A 17,477-nucleotide genomic window follows, 5' to 3' on the forward strand; every position below is an offset into this window, starting at 1 on the left:
TAGACTCATATCTGATTAAATTTCGTTAGGATCGATAGACCTAGACACTGAGTTAAAACTTAGTCTCAAACGTCGTTTGTTTTGCCAGTTCTGCTCGACGCGCCATCATCACAGAATCACTGTACTTACCATGAGCAACAGGGTGTCTCATCGCACGCGCGATATACGCCATCGATTTATCAACATGAGAGAAGAACTTGTGCCAGCCCGCGCATAAATAGTTCAAGCCCGGCTCACCCGCACGAGTTTTGATAAAGCGATTTTTCGGGCACTCGCCATGACAAGCAAACTTGTAATCACATTGCTGACATTGGCTCGTCAGCGTACGTGATTTAGCGAAACCAAATTTCTGTTGTGGTGCACTGTATGCTAAGTCATCAAGCTTCTCGTGGTGGATGTTGCCAATTTTATATTCAGGGTAAACATAGTGGTCACAAGAGAACACATCACCGTTTGGCTCCATCGATAAACCTTTACCGCAGATCTCATTCAAGGTGCAAAGCGGGTTCGGACGACCAATCCACGTTTCTAAGCTTGCTTCAAAATACTGAACAAACACTTTACCGATATCATGCTTCGCCCACTCATCAAACACAGCAATCAGGAAGTTGCCCCACGCTAAGTCCGAAACACACCATGATTCCATGATCGAATCTTTGTGGCCCGGGATAAGACGCTTATCACCTTGCTTGAGTTGCTCACTCACTTGAGACGTTTGCGGTGCAACGGTTCTAAAGGTTTTCTGTTCTACGATAGGAATAAATTGCATTTGGGGGGACTTCACCACGTCACGTAGGAAACGATACACTTCTAATGCGTTTTGACTAGTGAGATTATTCACACAGGTAAGCGTGGCGAATTTGACTTGGTGCTTGTGCAGCAACTCTACAGCAGCCATCACTTGTTTGAATGTGCCACGACCCGCTCGGTTGGTACGGTAAGCGTTGTGTAGCATTTCAGGGCCATCAATACTCAAACCGATCAGGAAGTTATTCTTAGCTAAGAATCGACCCCAATCGTCATTCAGTAATGTGCCATTAGTTTGTAGGTCATTTGAAATTAACACACCTTCAGGCTGATACTTTTTCTGTAGCTCAACCACGCGCTCAAAATAAGCCAAACCTAACATAGTCGGTTCACCACCCTGCCATGAGAAGATGATTTCAGGCGTATTTTGACCTTCGATGTATTGTCGGATGTAAGTCTCTAGCGTCTCATCATCCATTCTTGGAGAACTGCCTTTCTTGTACTCCAACAAATCTTGCTTACTTAGGTAATAACAATATTTACAGTCAATGTTGCACGCTGCACCAATCGGCTTAGCCATAACGTGCAGGCGCTTAGACGCTTTACCGTTATATTGTGGACCTTGAGTAATGTGCATGATTTACCTACCTATCTTAGTGTCTTGTTCCCATCATAATTCCGAATTAAGTCAGTGGCATGTTATACCCTTTATAACCAATAGGAATGACCAAAAACGTTAGAATTACGCCCTATTTCGAACATTTGAGGCACGTGATGAAATTTATCAATTACAAACATTTAGCAACAGTTAGCGGCGTCACCATGACTATTTTCCTAAGCGGCTGTGCAAGCGTGCCTACACACCCTATCGCTCAAAAAATTGACCAAGAGATGGTGTTGGTTGAAGGCGGAACATTCACCATGGGTTCAAACAGTTCGGAAGCGACCAAAGCAGAACGACCAGCCCGTGATGTAACTGTAGATAGTTTCTACATCGCGAAGTTTGAGGTGACTCAAGAATTGTTTGAATCGGTGATGGGTTCATCTCTCAGTTATTTCCAAAACCCGCAAGTTCCGGTCAACAACCTAAGCTGGCAACAAGCGAACTATTTCGTTGAGCAGTTGAATGAACTAACAGGCGAAGAATACCGCCTACCGACTGAAGCGGAATGGGAATTTGCAGCCAAAGGTGGCAACAAAAGCAAAGGCTATACTTACAGTGGTTCCAACAACTTAGATGATGTTGCGTGGTACTCAGCAAATTCGAAAAATAGCGCGCATCCTGTCGGGTTAAAAAAGCCAAATGAACTAGGCTTATATGACATGACAGGAAACGTTGGTGAATTTGTCATTGATGCTTTCGATGACACCTTCTATAGATTCGGTCCAACAAATAATCCAAACAATGCAAAGCACAGTGACGTAGGTTTATCACATAAATCGGTGCGCGGTGGCAGCTTTGCTTATGACGCAAATGAGTCTGAAAGTTACCGTCGTGATTTCGCAAGTCAGTCAATCACCATGTCGGACATGGGGCTGCGCCTAGTTAAAGACGTAGACTAGTTACAGGCGGGTTAAGATAATTCAGTATTACACAGCACAACCTTAACCCGGATCTCGGCTGGCGATAAGAACGCAGAAAATATTGCAAGCACACTCAGTAAACAGAGCACACTATTGAAGCAAAGCAGATCTCACGTTCAGTAACACCATATGACATTGAGCATATTCAAACGCAGTTCTTACTTAAACAAGGGCAGTCATCAGGAAGTACCAGACGGATGCTTGATGGAACAACTTCGAATCGGATGTTATTTGAGCGATAAGGCTCTCCGTCTAAATTAATCGGTAAAGGTTGAGTAAAATCGATATCAAGCCAGCTCGTTTGGGTATGCACAACATACTTACCGTCTTCATCAGGACTTTTTAACTCCTCAAGAACTTGCGGTAAATCTGACGCTACAAATGACTTAACTAATGTTAGATCCATTAAGCCATCGTCTATCAAAGCTTCAGGCGCAAGTGATTGACCGCCACCGGCCAAGCGCCCATTACAAAACGCACCAACCAGAATTTCGCCAGTAAAAGTGCCTTTATCTACGGTTAAGGTGCCGCTGTAAGGCTTAAAGCCTAACGCTTTCACCACGCCTGTTAACGTGTACGCACCGCCACCAAGAAAGTCTTTCAATTCAACAGGCGTTTCAGCAGTCACTTCAGCTCCAAATCCTGCTGCCGCTACATTCATGAAATAGCGGTCATTAGCACGAACACTGTCGACCGCGAAAGCTGAACCTTTTATTGCCAAATCGAATGCCGAAGGTATATCGCTTGGGATGCCGGTAGCGGTAGCAAAGTCGTTCGCGGTTCCCATGGGAATAATCGCAAGTTGCGGCCTTTCACTTACTTGAAACTGGTTGAGCGCACTAACGGCCTCATTAACCGTCCCATCGCCACCAGCAACAATGAGCCGTTTCATACCATCGCATATTGCCTCGTTTACTAGACGATGCATATCTGAAGGCTCCCAAGTCACTCTAACTTGTAGGTCGATATCACGGTCTCTTGCATCAAAAACCGCTTGTCTTAACTCTGGAGTATTGGCTTTCTTACCATTGAAAATCGCGCGAATGCTGTCCATGCTATGTCCTCTATAATGCTAACTAATATAGTCTAACTAGTAACTTGATATCTCTTTTGCCGCCACTTTTATTTTAGCACGCAGCCACTTATGGCTTGGCTCATTGGTACGGCTTGGGTGCCAAATCATACACATTTCGAGGTCTTCCAACTCGAATGGTAAAGGCAGTATTTTGACATTGTACTTCTCCGAGAAGCAGCGAACCGACGATATTGGCAGCATACCGATGTAATCTGAGTTCTCAATGACCGGGAGCATCTCGACAACGCCAGCCGCTCGGTAAACCACTCTGCGCTGTTCTAAGCCATCATAGTGTTCAGAACTTAACAAGCTTTTACGGGCATGCCAACGAGATACCACGACGTGACCAAGAGAAAGAAATTGATCCATATTAATGGTGTCGCCAATCGTAGGATGGTCAGCTCTGCATACAATCACCAGCTCCTCTTTAGAAATCACCTCATGCTTGAGCATGGTTCTTCCCTTTGGAGTCATATCGACAATCACATCGTGTCTTTGGAGCCTTAAATCAGACTCGTAGTCTTCAGTAAACAGAGGGTGAACTTCCAATGCGATACCAGGCGCCACTTGGCTAATTAACTGCATGACTCTTGGCATCATTTCGTAACTCGCCGCTGAAACGCAAGCAATTGAGAAGACGCGGCCTGAGGTTTTAGGATCGAAGTCTCTTGAATCCGATAAAGTAGAAGTGAAGTTCTTCAATGCGGCAGCCATTGCAGGGTAAATATCAATAGCAAAAGTAGTCGGTTCTACGCCTGAAGTGGTTCGATGAAACAGTGGCTCGTCATAGATATCTCGCAACCGCGCAAGCGCTTTACTCACAGCTGGCTGGCTGATATCCATGCGACTAGCAGCCCTAGACAAGTTCTGCTCTTCATAGATAGCAACAAATATAGGAATTAAATTTAGCTCGGTATTTTTCATACAGTTCCATATTAAAGAAGCAGGTTCCCCATAATAGAGAACCTGCCGATTATGTTCGATGCGAATAACTAAAGTTTGCTACTTAGTTTTATCTTTTAAGTCTGGCAAGGCTTTAGGGATTTTCAAGCGAGCGAAAATCGAATGAGAATGGCTTGAGTTTGATTGGTCACTAGGCAGGTTATGTAACCCTCTCCACAAACGAGCGAATACGTTTTTATCTTCACGCCCTTGTTGAAGTGCTTCGCTGTCCTCCACCCAACGTTTTTGTCCATTCAATTTACCCAGTTGCACTTTACTCAGCTTCACTTTATCCAGTTCTAGCTGAGTAGTCTGAGTTCGTAACTCACGATAGATAAAGGTTCTCAATGCAGACCAATTACCTTGCTTAAGCAAACGACGGAATACCAACCAGCTCGGTGTTGGTCGGTTCTTGTAATAACGCTTCAAAGAAACAAACAACGCAACACACAGCACTAATGCCAAGCCAACGCTGATAAAGACCGACATATAAGCCTTGATGAAGGATTGAACAGTGTGTTTTGCTTCAAACACCTCACCTTTTATGACAACACTTTCAAGACGTTGATTCTTGCTGTCCCACCACTGGAATGAGAAATCCGGCAAGGTAAATTCGCCACCTTGTTGAATCACATAAACCGTTTCTTCGATTCGGCTAGAACGGTAATCACCACGTTCTTGTGTATCGTCTAAACGATTAGGTTGTGGGTAAGCTTGATATTGCTGAGTCGATTCATTGGACAACACATCCGGCAGTAACACCGACAAACTGTCTTTGGCTTTGATCGTCACTGTTCGTGTAACCGCGTCACCGACTTTCAAGTTTTCATTCGAACGTTGCCATTGCTGTTCAACATCCACATCTATCGCAGAAAACCAAGGTGATTCATCACTTAATAAACCTGAAGGTAATGAAGCTTCAAACTTAATGGGTTGCGTATAGAGCGTACCACCAACGTTTGATCCATCAGGAGCTGACACTTGAATACGAACAGGCACAGTAGGAATCACGAATTCGCCTGAAGTCATCGGATAAAGCGTCACTTCCCAGCGTTGGCGTGACCATGTTGTACCTTCCACTCGCTCAGTGTAGTTGGTCGCAAGTTGATTTCGCTGCTTAGCAATAACGTTCGGGATTTCGATGCTACCAATTCGAGTCCCCCCGGTTAGCCAACGTGGTGTCGCCACCTCAATGTTCAGAATCACTTGCTCATTAACGCTTACTTTTGCAGGCGTAATTTTATCGCCAGACTTTGGCTTTTCTCCGACCCAAGCGATCAATTCGACATCGCCATTCCTCTGCAGGTCATAGATATCGGCCGCAGAAGCAAGAGTAGGTAAAACAGTGTTAATCAACAGAACCATCGACACAAGCAAGGTCTTGGTTAGGTTAAAGGACTCTGAGCGCCCTGCCTTTACTTGAACCGCTGCAAGAGCTAAATCATATCGACTCATTGTGTTTGCTCCTGTTTTGGTGCCTGTTCTTGTTTTGACGACTGCTCCTGTTGCGATGTCCGTTCGAGCAAAGGCGCTGGATCTCTCAACTGAATTTGAAATTTCGATTTCAAGAAGAACTTAGGATCGGCTTCTACTCGCTTCAACCACTTGTCGGCAAGCTCTTGGCTACCCAAAATCTCATTGGCGTTAAGGGTTTCCTTAAGCATTAATTCCGCCACCGTTTCTTCTTCTGCACCATCACCCGTGCGCGGTTGATCATCCTCCAGCTCTAAAGATTCTTCAGGGCCGTCGGTGGTGCCTGATTGGCTTTCACTGGTGCGATTAACCTCTTCGACAATGCCACTCAAAACCGCTAAGTTATTATCTATATCAGCTTTTAATTCTGGCGACAGATCGGGCTTCTCACTCAGTGATTTCAGTAGATCACGAGCAGCAAGGTACTCACGCTGTCGAGCCAACGCACTTGCGGCGTTATACAAACCATAATCGGTTTTGGTTTGTAAAAAGGCGCTATGAGCTAACTTAAAATCACGAGCATAGTAATAAGCCGCGCCCTTTCGCATTGGATCCTTAAAATGCTTGGCGGCTTCAAGGTATTCCTTTTGATTCAATAAACGTTGTCCTTGTTGATCAGGCGTCAGCCATAAATCCCACCACCATTGGGCTGTTTTATCCCAAACGGTCACGGACTCTTCAACCATGGGCTTGTCAGCAGTTAAACTGACCGTTTTCGCCAAAGTGTGCGGAGAATACACACTGCTTGTAATCAAAGCGCCAACCACACACCATTGAACCAACCACCCTTTTCTAAACCACAACAGCATGATGATAGCCATTGGGATAAGCAGGCCGTATCCCATGTCTTTCCAAGGCATTGAAGATTCACCGTTAAGTTGCATGTTTCTTTCAACCGCTTGGTTGAGCTGTTGGATATCGGAGTTATCAACGGTCACTTCGAACAGTCGTCCACCCGTCTTACTCGCTAGGCTGCGCAATGAATCGAGATCAACGGGATTATCACTCACCACATTGCTATTTCCGGCCGCCAGAATGAGCAACTGATACGGATTGTCGTTAAAGAAACTTTCGAACGCCCTGATAGTACTAGGGTTAACACCATCAGATACCAACAACACTGACGAACCTAACTCACCCGACAATTGTTGATTGATGAGTGGCAATGCCTCTTCCGCTGACTTTCCGGATACTGGCATGATGTCAGGGGTGATAGCCGCCAGAAACGGTTCGAATACTTTACTGTCTTGGGTCACTGGCATCGCAACGTGAGCACTGCCTGCATACACAACCAAACCCGTGTTGCCGCCCTTGCGAGCTGCAAGTAAATCTCTAATTTTCTGCTTAGAGCGTTCCAAGCGACTTGGTGGTAAGTCTTTAGCCAACATGGAGTCACTGTTATCAAGTACCACTAACATCGACGCTTTGTCTTCACCAAAAGGTGAAGCTTCACGCTGCCATGTTGGGCCTGAACAGATAATAATGGCGATGGTCACAATCACCATTAATAGCTTCAGTGGTAACTGTTTGCGCCAGCCGGTTTCCCCAATGGTCAATGCATCGCGTAAATGTGCAGGCAGAATGTCTTTCCACGTTGGCTTAGTCTCTTCTCTCCAACGAATCCACAGTAGGAAAAACATCGGAATAAAGGCCAACAACCACAATGGTCGAATAAAGTGAAACTGGGTAAAGAACTGTTGCAACATGAGAGAATCAGGCATCGTTCTCTCCTTTCAAATTTTTCATTGAAGAAGCCAAAATCAAGCGTCGGCGGATTGTTGCTAAACTAAACGCAGTCAAATACATCACAACAACAATGGCCATCAGATAATGGTGTAATCCCTGTTTAGGACGATAAGTCGTACTCTCATACAACTTAGGCTCCAGCTCACCAACTTGAGCATAAGCTTTAATCAATTCATCGCGGTTAAGGGCTTCAAAGGCTTCGCCACCAGACTCTTGAGCCACACGATTGATGGTTTCCATATCCAAAGCCACTTCGCCCATGGTTTGCGGATCACCCATGGCGATAACGTGGATACGAACGCCTTTCGCCTTAGCCACTTTGGCCGCATCGATAGGTTCAACAAAGCTGCCAGTATCATTACCATCAGTCAGCACTATCACTACTTTCTCTTTTGCGTTGGCATCAATGATTGAACCTTGAACCGCAGCACTCTGCTTCTCACTCTGTTCAAACACCTTAATCGCTAGGCCAATGGCATCACCTAAATGCGTACTTTTCCCTGCCATTGCCACGTCGGTTTGATTAAGTAGCTCAAGCCACACATCTTGGTCAGCAGTGAATGGCGTTTGTACAAATGCTGCGTCACCAAACAGAATCAAACCGAGTCGGTCGCCCTTTCGAGTTTTAGCAAAGTCGGCTAACACATCTTTAGTTGCGTCTAAACGCGAGATTTTGTCCCCTTGTTTAGAAGTAAAATCTTGTTCAGCCATTGAGCCCGATAAATCGACGACCACCATCACATCGCGGCCCAATTGTTCACGAACTTGTGGCTCACCTAAGATGGTTGGTTTAGCTAACGCGCAAACCACGAGTACCCAAGTAATAATCAACGTGGTGCGCTGCCACCAACTTGGTGTTAACTGGCTTGCACCCTCGGATGGCGCCTCGCCAATCGCTTCTACCAACTCACTGAAAAACGGCACCTTAATGGCCATTTGCTTGGTGCGATAAGCAGGTACAGCCAAGTAGACCAACAGAGGTAATGGTAACGCGATAAACCACAATGGATGCGCGAACTCAAAGCTGGCAGATAAACTATCAAACATTATCTTGCCCCTCTGGTTTCGCTTGTACATTCGGTTTTGTTTGTACATCGGGTTTATGAAGTTTTAACCACATCATCGCAGTTTGAATCACCTCTAAACGCTGTTCAAAGGTCAAACGCACCTTGGGATCAATTAAGCTTTGCATCCACAGCCCCGACACTTCATCGGTAAAGAAAGCATTGCTGTTTGCACTCGTGCCAGCACTAACAGGCAAATAAGCATTCAATCGGTTTACATAAGATTGGCCAAACAACTTTGCATTGCTGCTGTCTAGATAACGAAGCACCACTTTGAGCACCTTGAAAGTTCGCTCGGTCGAATTTTTGTCTCGCGCATCCAATAGCACGAGCTCTTTAAGCGCTTCTTTGCGATAACGATTATTCCACCATCTTAACGCCAAGCGATAAGTCAGATAGAAAGCAACCAATAGCAAGACCACACCGAGGATCTTCCAGCCGATCGTTTGGGGAACCCAGCTCACGCTGTCGGGAATCGTGACATCATGCAGTTCACGAAGGATATAAGTGCTAGGAGGCGTATGTTCAATGGCCATTTAGCGCCCTCCTACTAGCTTTTGAAGCTGTGAAATATGAGCACCAGACGTATCTAATTCGATATAAGGAAGGTTTTTCATCGCCATTAATTCAGCAAGAGATTGTTTTTGAAGTGCCGCTTTTTGAGCAAGGCTTTCGCTCGCAAGGTTGACCTTAGATTGGCTATCGAGATTGAGCTGAAAACGACCATCACCCACCACCCAGTTCGCGCTAGCAAGATCATGAGGCAGTGATTGCTCTAAGGGATCGGTCACCATAATGGCAAGGATGTCGTTGTGCTGCTGTAGCTGCTTGAGTCGATCAAGATGTTGTTCTTGGCAGTCACGCCAATCGCTAATAAAGATTAAGGTCGACTGTTTTAGTCTCATTCGCTTTATCAGTTCAATCCATTGACTGAACCCGACACCCTCGCTGTTACTCACACCTAAGCTTTGATTCGCTTTAGTAAGGTGTTTAAGTTGAGCGAGTAAATCAGACTGTGAGCGCTGTGCTTTGGTATGGAATAGCTTTTGATGTGAGGCTAAAACAAAGCCAACACGGTCGCCATCTTTCAGTACTCGCCATCCACACAATGCCGCAACTTCCGCCGCCACAACGGATTTCATGGTGTTTTGAGAAGCAAAGAACATCGAGCTGCGCTGATCAACACAGATAATCACATTACGGTCTTTCTCTTCGGTATAGCTGCGAACATGAGGCTTACCCGTTCGCATCGTAACTTTCCAATCGAGATTACGGATATCATCACCTAATTGGTAATGCCGTAATTCCTCGAAGTTCAAACCACGGCCACGGAACAGAGAATTATGTCGACCTGACAGTACACTGCCCGCCTTAAGATGAGGCAACAGAGAAAACGACTCAGCTTGAGCCTGTATTCGCACTAACCTTGAGTAATCACAGTATAATCGTGGATCAAGGCCTTGCGGTTTGGGAGCTTGTGTTGGCTTCGCCATGACGCCCCCTAGTTATCCGATCTCAACATTATCAAGCAGTTCTTCAACCACTCTTTGATGGTCAACACCATCGGCCAATGCGTCATAAGACAATGAGAATCGATGACCTAATACGGTAGGTAACATTGCACGCACATCGTCTAACGTGACGTGGTCACGCCCCTGCAGCCAAGCATAAGCGCGAGCACATTTATCCAATGAGATTGACGCTCGTGGGCTTGAACCAATCTCAATCCATTTAGACAAGTTTGATTCTGGGTAACGCTCTGGCTTACGAGTCGCCATCACTAAGGCCACAATGTAGTTTTCGACTAAATCAGAAACCGCAATATCAGGAAGTTGGCGACGAGCTTCAAGTACCAATTCAGGTTCAATATGCTGTGGTGTGACTAATTCAGAACTGGTCTCGCTGCCTAGCTCTTCGCTACGCACCAATCGAATGATGTCGCGTTCCGCTTCGTCTTCTGGGTAATCGACCGTCACTTTCATGATGAAACGGTCCATTTGTGCTTCAGGTAGCGGATACGTGCCCTCTTGTTCAACCGGGTTTTGAGTCGCTAACACCATGAACAAGTCTGGAAGTATATGAGTTTGGCCACCCACAGTTATTGTGCCTTCCGCCATCGCTTCAAGCAGTGCCGCTTGCACCTTTGCAGGGGCACGGTTCACTTCATCGGCCAGAACAATGCTATTGAAAATAGGACCCGGTTGGAAATGCAGTTGAGGCTTACCATCTAGCTCTTGATACACTTCAGTACCCGTTACATCTGATGGCAGGAGATCGGGCGTAAACTGAATACGGCCAAAGCTTGTATTCAATAAATTCGCCAACGACTTCACCGAGCGCGTTTTCGCTGTACCGGGAAGCCCTTCTAGAAGCACATGGCCATTGGTCAATAATCCGATTACCAGAGCCCGAACGACGAGGCTCTGACCGATAACACTTTTCTCTGTTTGTTCAATCAGTTGGTTTATTGCTTGTTGCGCATGGTTCATAGGCCTTCCCTTAATTCAATCTGGCTGCGTACATCCTACTCACAAGCCCCATAACTATTAGTTATAAGCTCGATAGCCAAGCTCACCTCATCGCTTTATTTAAACCTAGCTTTCAATTGGTTAATTGCCTCCGGCGGAGCCACTTTGCTCAATGATGAAATACATTGCTCAAACGCCTTTGGTACGCCCGGTATATGGCTGTTTCGCGCCAACACTTCACACTGAGCATACAGGTGCTGTGGGTTGCGACTAAATTGGTAAGCCTTATGCAGTGATTGACTTGCCGCAAGTACATCCGACTTCTCTAAAGCCAAACCGTACACATACCAATATTGCGGGTCGGTTTGTGCGGTTTCTGCCGCTTGTTTTAAATAGTTGGTTGCCTGTTTGTAATCTTTCACTCGCAGCATTGATAGCCCTGCACTGAATGGCAGCACACTTGATTTTGGTTGCGCTTGAATGCCTTGTTTCAATGTTGCTAATGCCTTTGGCTCGTCGCCCAGTGCACGATACAAATCAGCCAAGTTGGCGTAACTGTTCTCGAAGTAAGGCTCAATCTCGATAGCACCTTGATAGAATTCAATGGCTTTGTCGTGCTGACCTAAATCTCGGTAAACGTTACCTAAGTTCGTGCGGCCAAACCCTCTGTCAGCATTGAATTGTTGTATCTCTATGTACTCTTCTAATGCAGGCTTGATTTGGTCTTTCTGCAGCGGATTCATTTCTCCCCAATAACGTACTAGTGCGCCTGCGGTTTCTGAACGAATCGACAATACAGAGTCTTCCAGTAGTGGCTCTATAATCTGCCAACGGTCAGTAAATGGAAAGCCGGACGAGCCTTGCACAACGCCCAAGCGGATCATTTCATCGTCGTGTTTCACCGCTCTCGCCAATGAGATGAGCGTGTTCTTACCTGCGTTACCACCCAAACGTTCTAAGCTCGAAGCACGAATGATATTACTTAAGCTTGAATCCTGAGCTGAATACGCCAATGCATCTTCTGCACCTCTATGCCCGATTGAATCCGCGTAAAAGGCGACAGCAAAGTGTTGCTGGTTACGATACTTAGAATCTGGGAACCATTTGCCAATTTGTTGATCGGCCCATTGGTCAGTTTGGTCTTCATGACAGCTCGTACACACGTTCGGTGTTTGAATATGCTGGCTAATATCAGGACGTGGGATATGCCAGCTGTGGTCACGCCTTGGGTCAACTTCCATGTACGTCGTTTCAGGCATGTGACAAGTGGTACATTGTGAAGCCTCGGTATTGGCTTCATGGAATGTGTGCTTTTCAGGTGTGTATTCAGAGGCAATGTGGCATTGGCTACACACGGCTTCTTCGGCAATTTTCAGTTCTGCGGTATGGGGATCGTGACAGTTAGTACACGTGACGCCTTTCTCTGCCATCACTGATTGCAAGAAAGATCCGTAAACGTAATCTTCATCGTAGATTTGACCATCATTGTGGTAAAGCTCAGGGGTAATTAAGCTCAGACGATATTTATCAAAGAATGACCCATTAACGTGGTCACCCGTTTCATTTAGCTGAGTACGTCGGCTGTGGCATTGAGCACAAGTTTGAACTTGATTGGTATTGATGATGTCTTTTGGTTGTAGGGTTGAGTTGCCCTCTTGATAGATCCACTCTTTCACTGACTTCGACAAGTCGCGATCGAAACCATAATGCGCCGAGACTTGGACACCCTTCCCACCATTAGCTTTTGCTGACCGGGTCTGATCAACATGCTCACTCGCAGGGCCATGACACGCTTCGCAACCAACATTAATCTCAGACCAAGTGGTATTGTAAGTATTGTTTGCGCTGTCGTAGTTCTTTTCTAGGTTCGTTGAGTGACAGTCTGCACACATGAAGTTCCAGTTCTGACCACTGTTGGTCCAGTAGAATTCATCGGTGTTGGTAGTATCTGGATAGAGGTGAAACCAACGCTGGCCGCCTTCTCCCTCACCACGAGAATCCCAAGCGAAAGGAATCAATTGAACACGTCCGTCTTCAAACTCAACCATGTATTGTTGTAGAGGTTCAAAGGCAAAGGTATAGCTGATTTTGTAATCTTTGAATTGACCGTCTGGTCCTTCGATATTGACCCAAAACTCATCACCCTTGCGAAAAAAACGGTTGGGTTTTCCTTTATGAGTCACGGTTTGATCGTTGAAGTCGCCCAATACCGTTTCATCGTCGGCATGCTTCATCGCCATATCATGATGAGAGCCTTGCCACGCTTCCACTTCTTCGCTGTGACAGTCTATACATGCTTCCGAGCCGACATATGTAGCTTGAGAGCTAACAAGCGAACCTTCTGATCCAACTGATAAAGCCTGTTCATTGGCATGCGTATTGACACTGAGTATCAACAACATAGGTAAAGACAACATTGCGGATAATACTGCAACTCGCTGGTGTTTCAATCCGTTCACTAGCAAGCACAACCATGCAGACATAACATTCCTTGTTTTTATACATCCTTATGCTTAATAAGGTAGACGTAAAAACAACGAATTTACAATTATTTAGTGGCAGTGAGCACGATAGTTGTGATTCACATGCGCGACTAGTATTGACTCATCGAAATGCACATGAAAAAGAGCTCCTAGGAGCTCTTTCGTGTTATCAGTTTCAATAAACTAAAGCTTACTTGTTATGGTTCTCTTGAAGTTTTTCCATAACCTGATCCAAGCTAAAGCTTGCTGCTTTTTGGCGTGGTGGGAATTCAGCAAACGTTTCTAAGAATTTGCCCACATACGCTTGCGCAGGAACGAACATATAAGCATGGTCTAACAACCAGTCATAATAGGTATTCGACGTAATATCTGCGTTTTCATAAGGATCCATACGCAGATTAAACAGCTTAGGAAGACGCAACGTCACGAACGGTTCTGACCAAATCTGCATGGTACCCGTTGCACGCTGCTCCATGAACACCGCTTTCCATTGGTTGTAACGAAGTGCCGCTAAATCACCGTCATCGGTAAAGTAGAAGATCTCAGAACGTCGACCTTTTTCTTCTTTACCGGTTAGATAAGGAAGGAAGTTATAACCATCTAGGTGAACTTTAAACGTTTTATCGCCTGCCTTATGACCCTTCAGAAGTTTCTCTTTGATTTGGTCATCACCAGCGGCGGCTGCAAAAGTTGGCAACCAGTCCATATGGTGCATGATCTCGTTAGAAACACTACCCGGTTCAATCTTACCGGGCCAACGAACCATTGCTGGTACACGGTATGCGCCTTCCCAGTTAGTGTTTTTCTCACCACGGAACGGTGTTGTACCGGCATCCGGCCAAGAGTTCATATGTGGACCATTATCCGTTGAGTAGAAAACAATCGTGTTGTCTTTGATACCCAGCTCATCGACTTGCTTCAATAACTGTCCTACGTGGCGATCGTGTTCCACCATACCATCAGCGTAATTACCCACACCTGTCACACCCTTACTGTCCGCTTTCACGTGGGTTCTAAAGTGCATACGTGTCGCGTTCCACCACACGAAGAATGGTTTGTCCGCTTTCACTGCGCGATCCATGAAATCAAGTGCCGCGTCTAGTGTTTCTTCATCAACCGTTTCCATACGCTTACGCGTTAAAGGACCCGTATCTTCAATCTTGCCATCAGCAAATGATTTGATGACACCACGCGGGCCAAATTTCTTACGAAACTCAGGATCGGTCGGGTAATCTTCATTTTCTGGTTCTTCCTCAGCATTTAGGTGGTAAAGGTTGCCAAAAAATTCGTCAAACCCGTGTGCTGTTGGAAGGAATTCATCTTTATCGCCAAGGTGGTTTTTACCAAATTGACCTGTCATGTAACCCATAGGTTTCAGCATTTCTGCAATGGTTGCATCTTCAGCTTGTAAGCCAATGTCTGCACCCGGCAAGCCTACTTTACTCAAGCCTGTTCTCAGTACACTTTGCCCTGTAATAAACGTAGAACGACCTGCGGTACAAGATTGCTCTGCGTAGTAATCGGTAAACATCATGCCTTCTTTGGCAATGCTATCAATATTCGGAGTTTGATACCCCATTAAGCCAAAGGTGTACGCACTGACATTAGATTGACCAATGTCATCACCCCAAATGACGAGAATATTCGGTTTTTCTGCCGCGAATGTGGTGGTGGAAGCCACCATCATCGCAATACCCATAATTGCTAATCGACGTTTGACGCCATATTTCGCTGTCATAAAAACCTCTTCGTTAGTTGTTTGCATCCTGCCATACAACATATAGTCCATTTTTTGAACGATCGCGAGATTCGCTAAACTATTAATCTATTTGTCATTTTTCTTAACAGCGACACGCACAACTAGATGATAGAAATTAGGCACACAAACATGATAATGATCACAACTGATGTGAGAAGGCAAATCGACTAAACCAGTAAAGAACCATAAAAATCAAAACTTTAATAAACACCCATAACAATTAGTTATAACCACTATAAAAAGACACAACCGATTTTAAAGATTAATGTTTGTCCAGCGATGTGTTGCTCTAACGCATTAATCTTTAAAGTGAATCGGAGTCCTTATGGGTACTACAATTAATAAACTGGCATTAGGTGTTGGCTTATTAGCCGCTTCTTCAGCGGCAACAGCAGCAGAAAAACCAAACATTCTTGCTATCTGGGGTGATGACATTGGTGTATTCAACATCAGTGCATACAACAACGGTATGATGGGTTACGAAACACCTAATATCGACCGTATTGCTAACGAAGGCGCGCTGTTTACTGACCACTACGGGCAACAGTCTTGTACTGCTGGTCGTGCTGCATTCCTAACGGGCCAAGAACCTTTCCGTACCGGTCTATTGACTATCGGCATGCCAGGCTCTGATCACGGCATCCCAGATTGGGCTCCCACTATCGCTGACCTTCTTAAAGAACAGGGCTACATGACCGCTCAGTTCGGCAAGAACCACATGGGTGACCAAGATAAGCACCTTCCAACGAATCACGGCTTTGACGAGTTCTTCGGTAACCTTTACCACCTGAATGCAGAAGAAGAACCAGAGACATACTACTACCCTAAAGATCCTGAGTTCCGTAAGAACTTCGGCCCTCGAGGTGTAATCAAGTCAACGGCTGATGGTAAGATCGAAGATACTGGCCCTATGACGCGTAAGCGTATGGAGCACGCGGATGAAGAGTTCCTAGAAGAATCTCTAGCCTTCATGGAAAAAGCAGTGAAAGCTGACAAACCATTCTTCATCTGGCACAACACAACACGTATGCACGTGTGGACTCGTCTACAAGAAAAATACCAAGGTAAATCGGGTATCAGCATTTACGCTGACGGCATGTTAGAGCACGATGACCAAGTAGGTATCCTGCTAGACAAGCTTGATGAGCTTAAAATCGCAGACAACACCATCGTAATCTACTCTACCGATAATGGTGCAGAGACAGTATCTTGGCCTGATGGCGGTGCAACTTACTTCCACGGTGAGAAAGGTACCACTTACGAAGGTGGTATGCGTGTTCCTCAGCTCGTTCGCTGGCCTGGTACAATCAAACCGGGAACTAAGATCAATGACATCATGAGTCACCAAGACTGGATCCCGACGCTACTAGCAACGGCTGGTGATGATAAAGTGGTTGAGAAGCTTGCTTCTGATAAAGGTGCGACTTACAACGGTAAAAACTGGCGTGTACACCTAGATGGTTACAACTTCCTACCTTACTTCCAAGGTAAAGAAGAAAAAGGCCCTCGTGACAGCATGCTTTACTTCTCTGCTAACGCTGAGTTAAACGCTGTACGTTGGAATGACTTCAAGATCTCATTCGCTGTTATGGATGGTAACATTACCGATGCGGTACGTTTCCAACCAAACTGGCCCCAAGTCGTACACCTGCGTGCCGACCCATTCGAAAAAGCACCACACGAATCTGGCATGTACCTGCGCTGGATGGCAGACAACATGTGGCTATTCGTACCGGTAGGCGGCAAAGTACAAGAGTTTATGAACACACTACCAGATTACCCAATGCAGAATAGCCAAGTGCTGAACTCTGGCAACTTCAACCAGAATACTTACATGCTTCAAGGTAGACTAAAGCAACTAGAAGCGGCAGCAGCGCAAGCTAAATAAGCCGATTTAGGCGAGATGTTTCAAGTAAACATTAGTACCTCAGTAAACATACGCACTAAATATATAAAGTAAGTGCATTATGAAATAACCAAGCCGTGGTGACTCAATGCAGTGACTACGGCTTTTCCTCATCTAACCGACATTAGCCCCCAGTTTGTCAGTCTATTCCCCGACCATACTTTCCAAGCCGGTTTAATTTCCTTCCACCTGCCTTGCAACTTCAATTTAATGCAACTAGGTTTATAAAG

At 45.5% G+C, this 17,477-nt stretch carries 13 protein-coding genes; 2 read left to right on the forward strand and 11 right to left on the reverse strand.

Annotated elements, in window-relative coordinates:
- Nucleotides 1–52: 52 nt before the first annotated feature.
- Nucleotides 53–1,384 (reverse strand): anaerobic sulfatase maturase, encoded by a 1,332-nt coding sequence (locus OCU50_RS15720; protein WP_060469667.1) that lies wholly within the window; start codon nucleotides 1,382–1,384, stop codon nucleotides 53–55.
- 137 nt (nucleotides 1,385–1,521) lie between these two features.
- Between OCU50_RS15720 and OCU50_RS15725 the strand changes: the two genes are divergently transcribed.
- A complete protein-coding gene (locus OCU50_RS15725) occupies nucleotides 1,522–2,310 on the forward strand; it encodes a formylglycine-generating enzyme family protein (protein WP_060469668.1) in 789 nt (262 codons plus the stop codon).
- A 166-nt stretch (nucleotides 2,311–2,476) separates the two neighbouring features.
- Here the strand turns inward: OCU50_RS15725 and yegS are convergent, their stop codons facing one another.
- From yegS to OCU50_RS15775, 10 genes are all read right to left on the reverse strand, one after another.
- Complete coding sequence (gene yegS, locus OCU50_RS15730) at nucleotides 2,477–3,385, reverse strand: lipid kinase YegS (protein WP_060469669.1); 909 nt, start codon at nucleotides 3,383–3,385, stop codon at nucleotides 2,477–2,479.
- Between the two features lie 36 nt (nucleotides 3,386–3,421).
- A complete protein-coding gene (locus tag OCU50_RS15735) occupies nucleotides 3,422–4,330 on the reverse strand; it encodes a LysR family transcriptional regulator (RefSeq protein ID WP_060469670.1) in 909 nt (302 codons plus the stop codon).
- Between the two features lie 78 nt (nucleotides 4,331–4,408).
- Complete coding sequence (locus OCU50_RS15740) at nucleotides 4,409–5,803, reverse strand: BatD family protein (protein ID WP_060469671.1); 1,395 nt, start codon at nucleotides 5,801–5,803, stop codon at nucleotides 4,409–4,411.
- The gene (locus tag OCU50_RS15745) at nucleotides 5,800–7,542 is read right to left on the reverse strand and encodes a VWA domain-containing protein (protein WP_060469672.1); all 1,743 of its coding nucleotides are present in this window, start codon (nucleotides 7,540–7,542) and stop codon (nucleotides 5,800–5,802) included. The genes OCU50_RS15740 and OCU50_RS15745 overlap by 4 nt, the downstream gene beginning before the upstream one ends.
- Nucleotides 7,535–8,614, reverse strand: coding sequence for a vWA domain-containing protein (locus tag OCU50_RS15750; RefSeq protein ID WP_060469673.1), 1,080 nt, complete (start codon nucleotides 8,612–8,614; stop codon nucleotides 7,535–7,537). Before OCU50_RS15750 ends, OCU50_RS15745 begins: the two co-directional genes overlap by 8 nt.
- Nucleotides 8,607–9,167: a DUF4381 domain-containing protein gene (locus OCU50_RS15755; RefSeq protein ID WP_060469674.1), complete on the reverse strand. Its 561-nt coding sequence runs from the start codon at nucleotides 9,165–9,167 to the stop codon at nucleotides 8,607–8,609. Before OCU50_RS15755 ends, OCU50_RS15750 begins: the two co-directional genes overlap by 8 nt.
- On the reverse strand, nucleotides 9,168–10,124 hold the full coding sequence (locus OCU50_RS15760; RefSeq protein ID WP_060469675.1) for a DUF58 domain-containing protein: 957 nt from the start codon (nucleotides 10,122–10,124) through the stop codon (nucleotides 9,168–9,170).
- A 12-nt stretch (nucleotides 10,125–10,136) separates the two neighbouring features.
- Nucleotides 10,137–11,120, reverse strand: a complete 984-nt coding sequence (locus tag OCU50_RS15765; protein ID WP_060469676.1) for an AAA family ATPase — start codon at nucleotides 11,118–11,120, stop codon at nucleotides 10,137–10,139.
- Nucleotides 11,121–11,215: 95 nt separating this feature from the next.
- A complete protein-coding gene (locus tag OCU50_RS15770; protein ID WP_060469677.1) occupies nucleotides 11,216–13,582 on the reverse strand; it encodes a tetratricopeptide repeat protein in 2,367 nt (788 codons plus the stop codon).
- 190 nt (nucleotides 13,583–13,772) lie between these two features.
- Nucleotides 13,773–15,320 (reverse strand): arylsulfatase, encoded by a 1,548-nt coding sequence (locus OCU50_RS15775; protein WP_060469707.1) that lies wholly within the window; start codon nucleotides 15,318–15,320, stop codon nucleotides 13,773–13,775.
- A gap of 346 nt (nucleotides 15,321–15,666) precedes the next feature.
- On the opposite strand from OCU50_RS15775, the gene OCU50_RS15780 reads away from it, so the two are divergent.
- A complete protein-coding gene (locus OCU50_RS15780; protein WP_060469678.1) occupies nucleotides 15,667–17,229 on the forward strand; it encodes an arylsulfatase in 1,563 nt (520 codons plus the stop codon).
- Nucleotides 17,230–17,477: the final 248 nt, after the last annotated feature.

Origin of the sequence: Vibrio toranzoniae (assembly GCF_024347655.1) — a bacterium.
Lineage (GTDB): Bacteria > Pseudomonadota > Gammaproteobacteria > Enterobacterales > Vibrionaceae > Vibrio > Vibrio toranzoniae.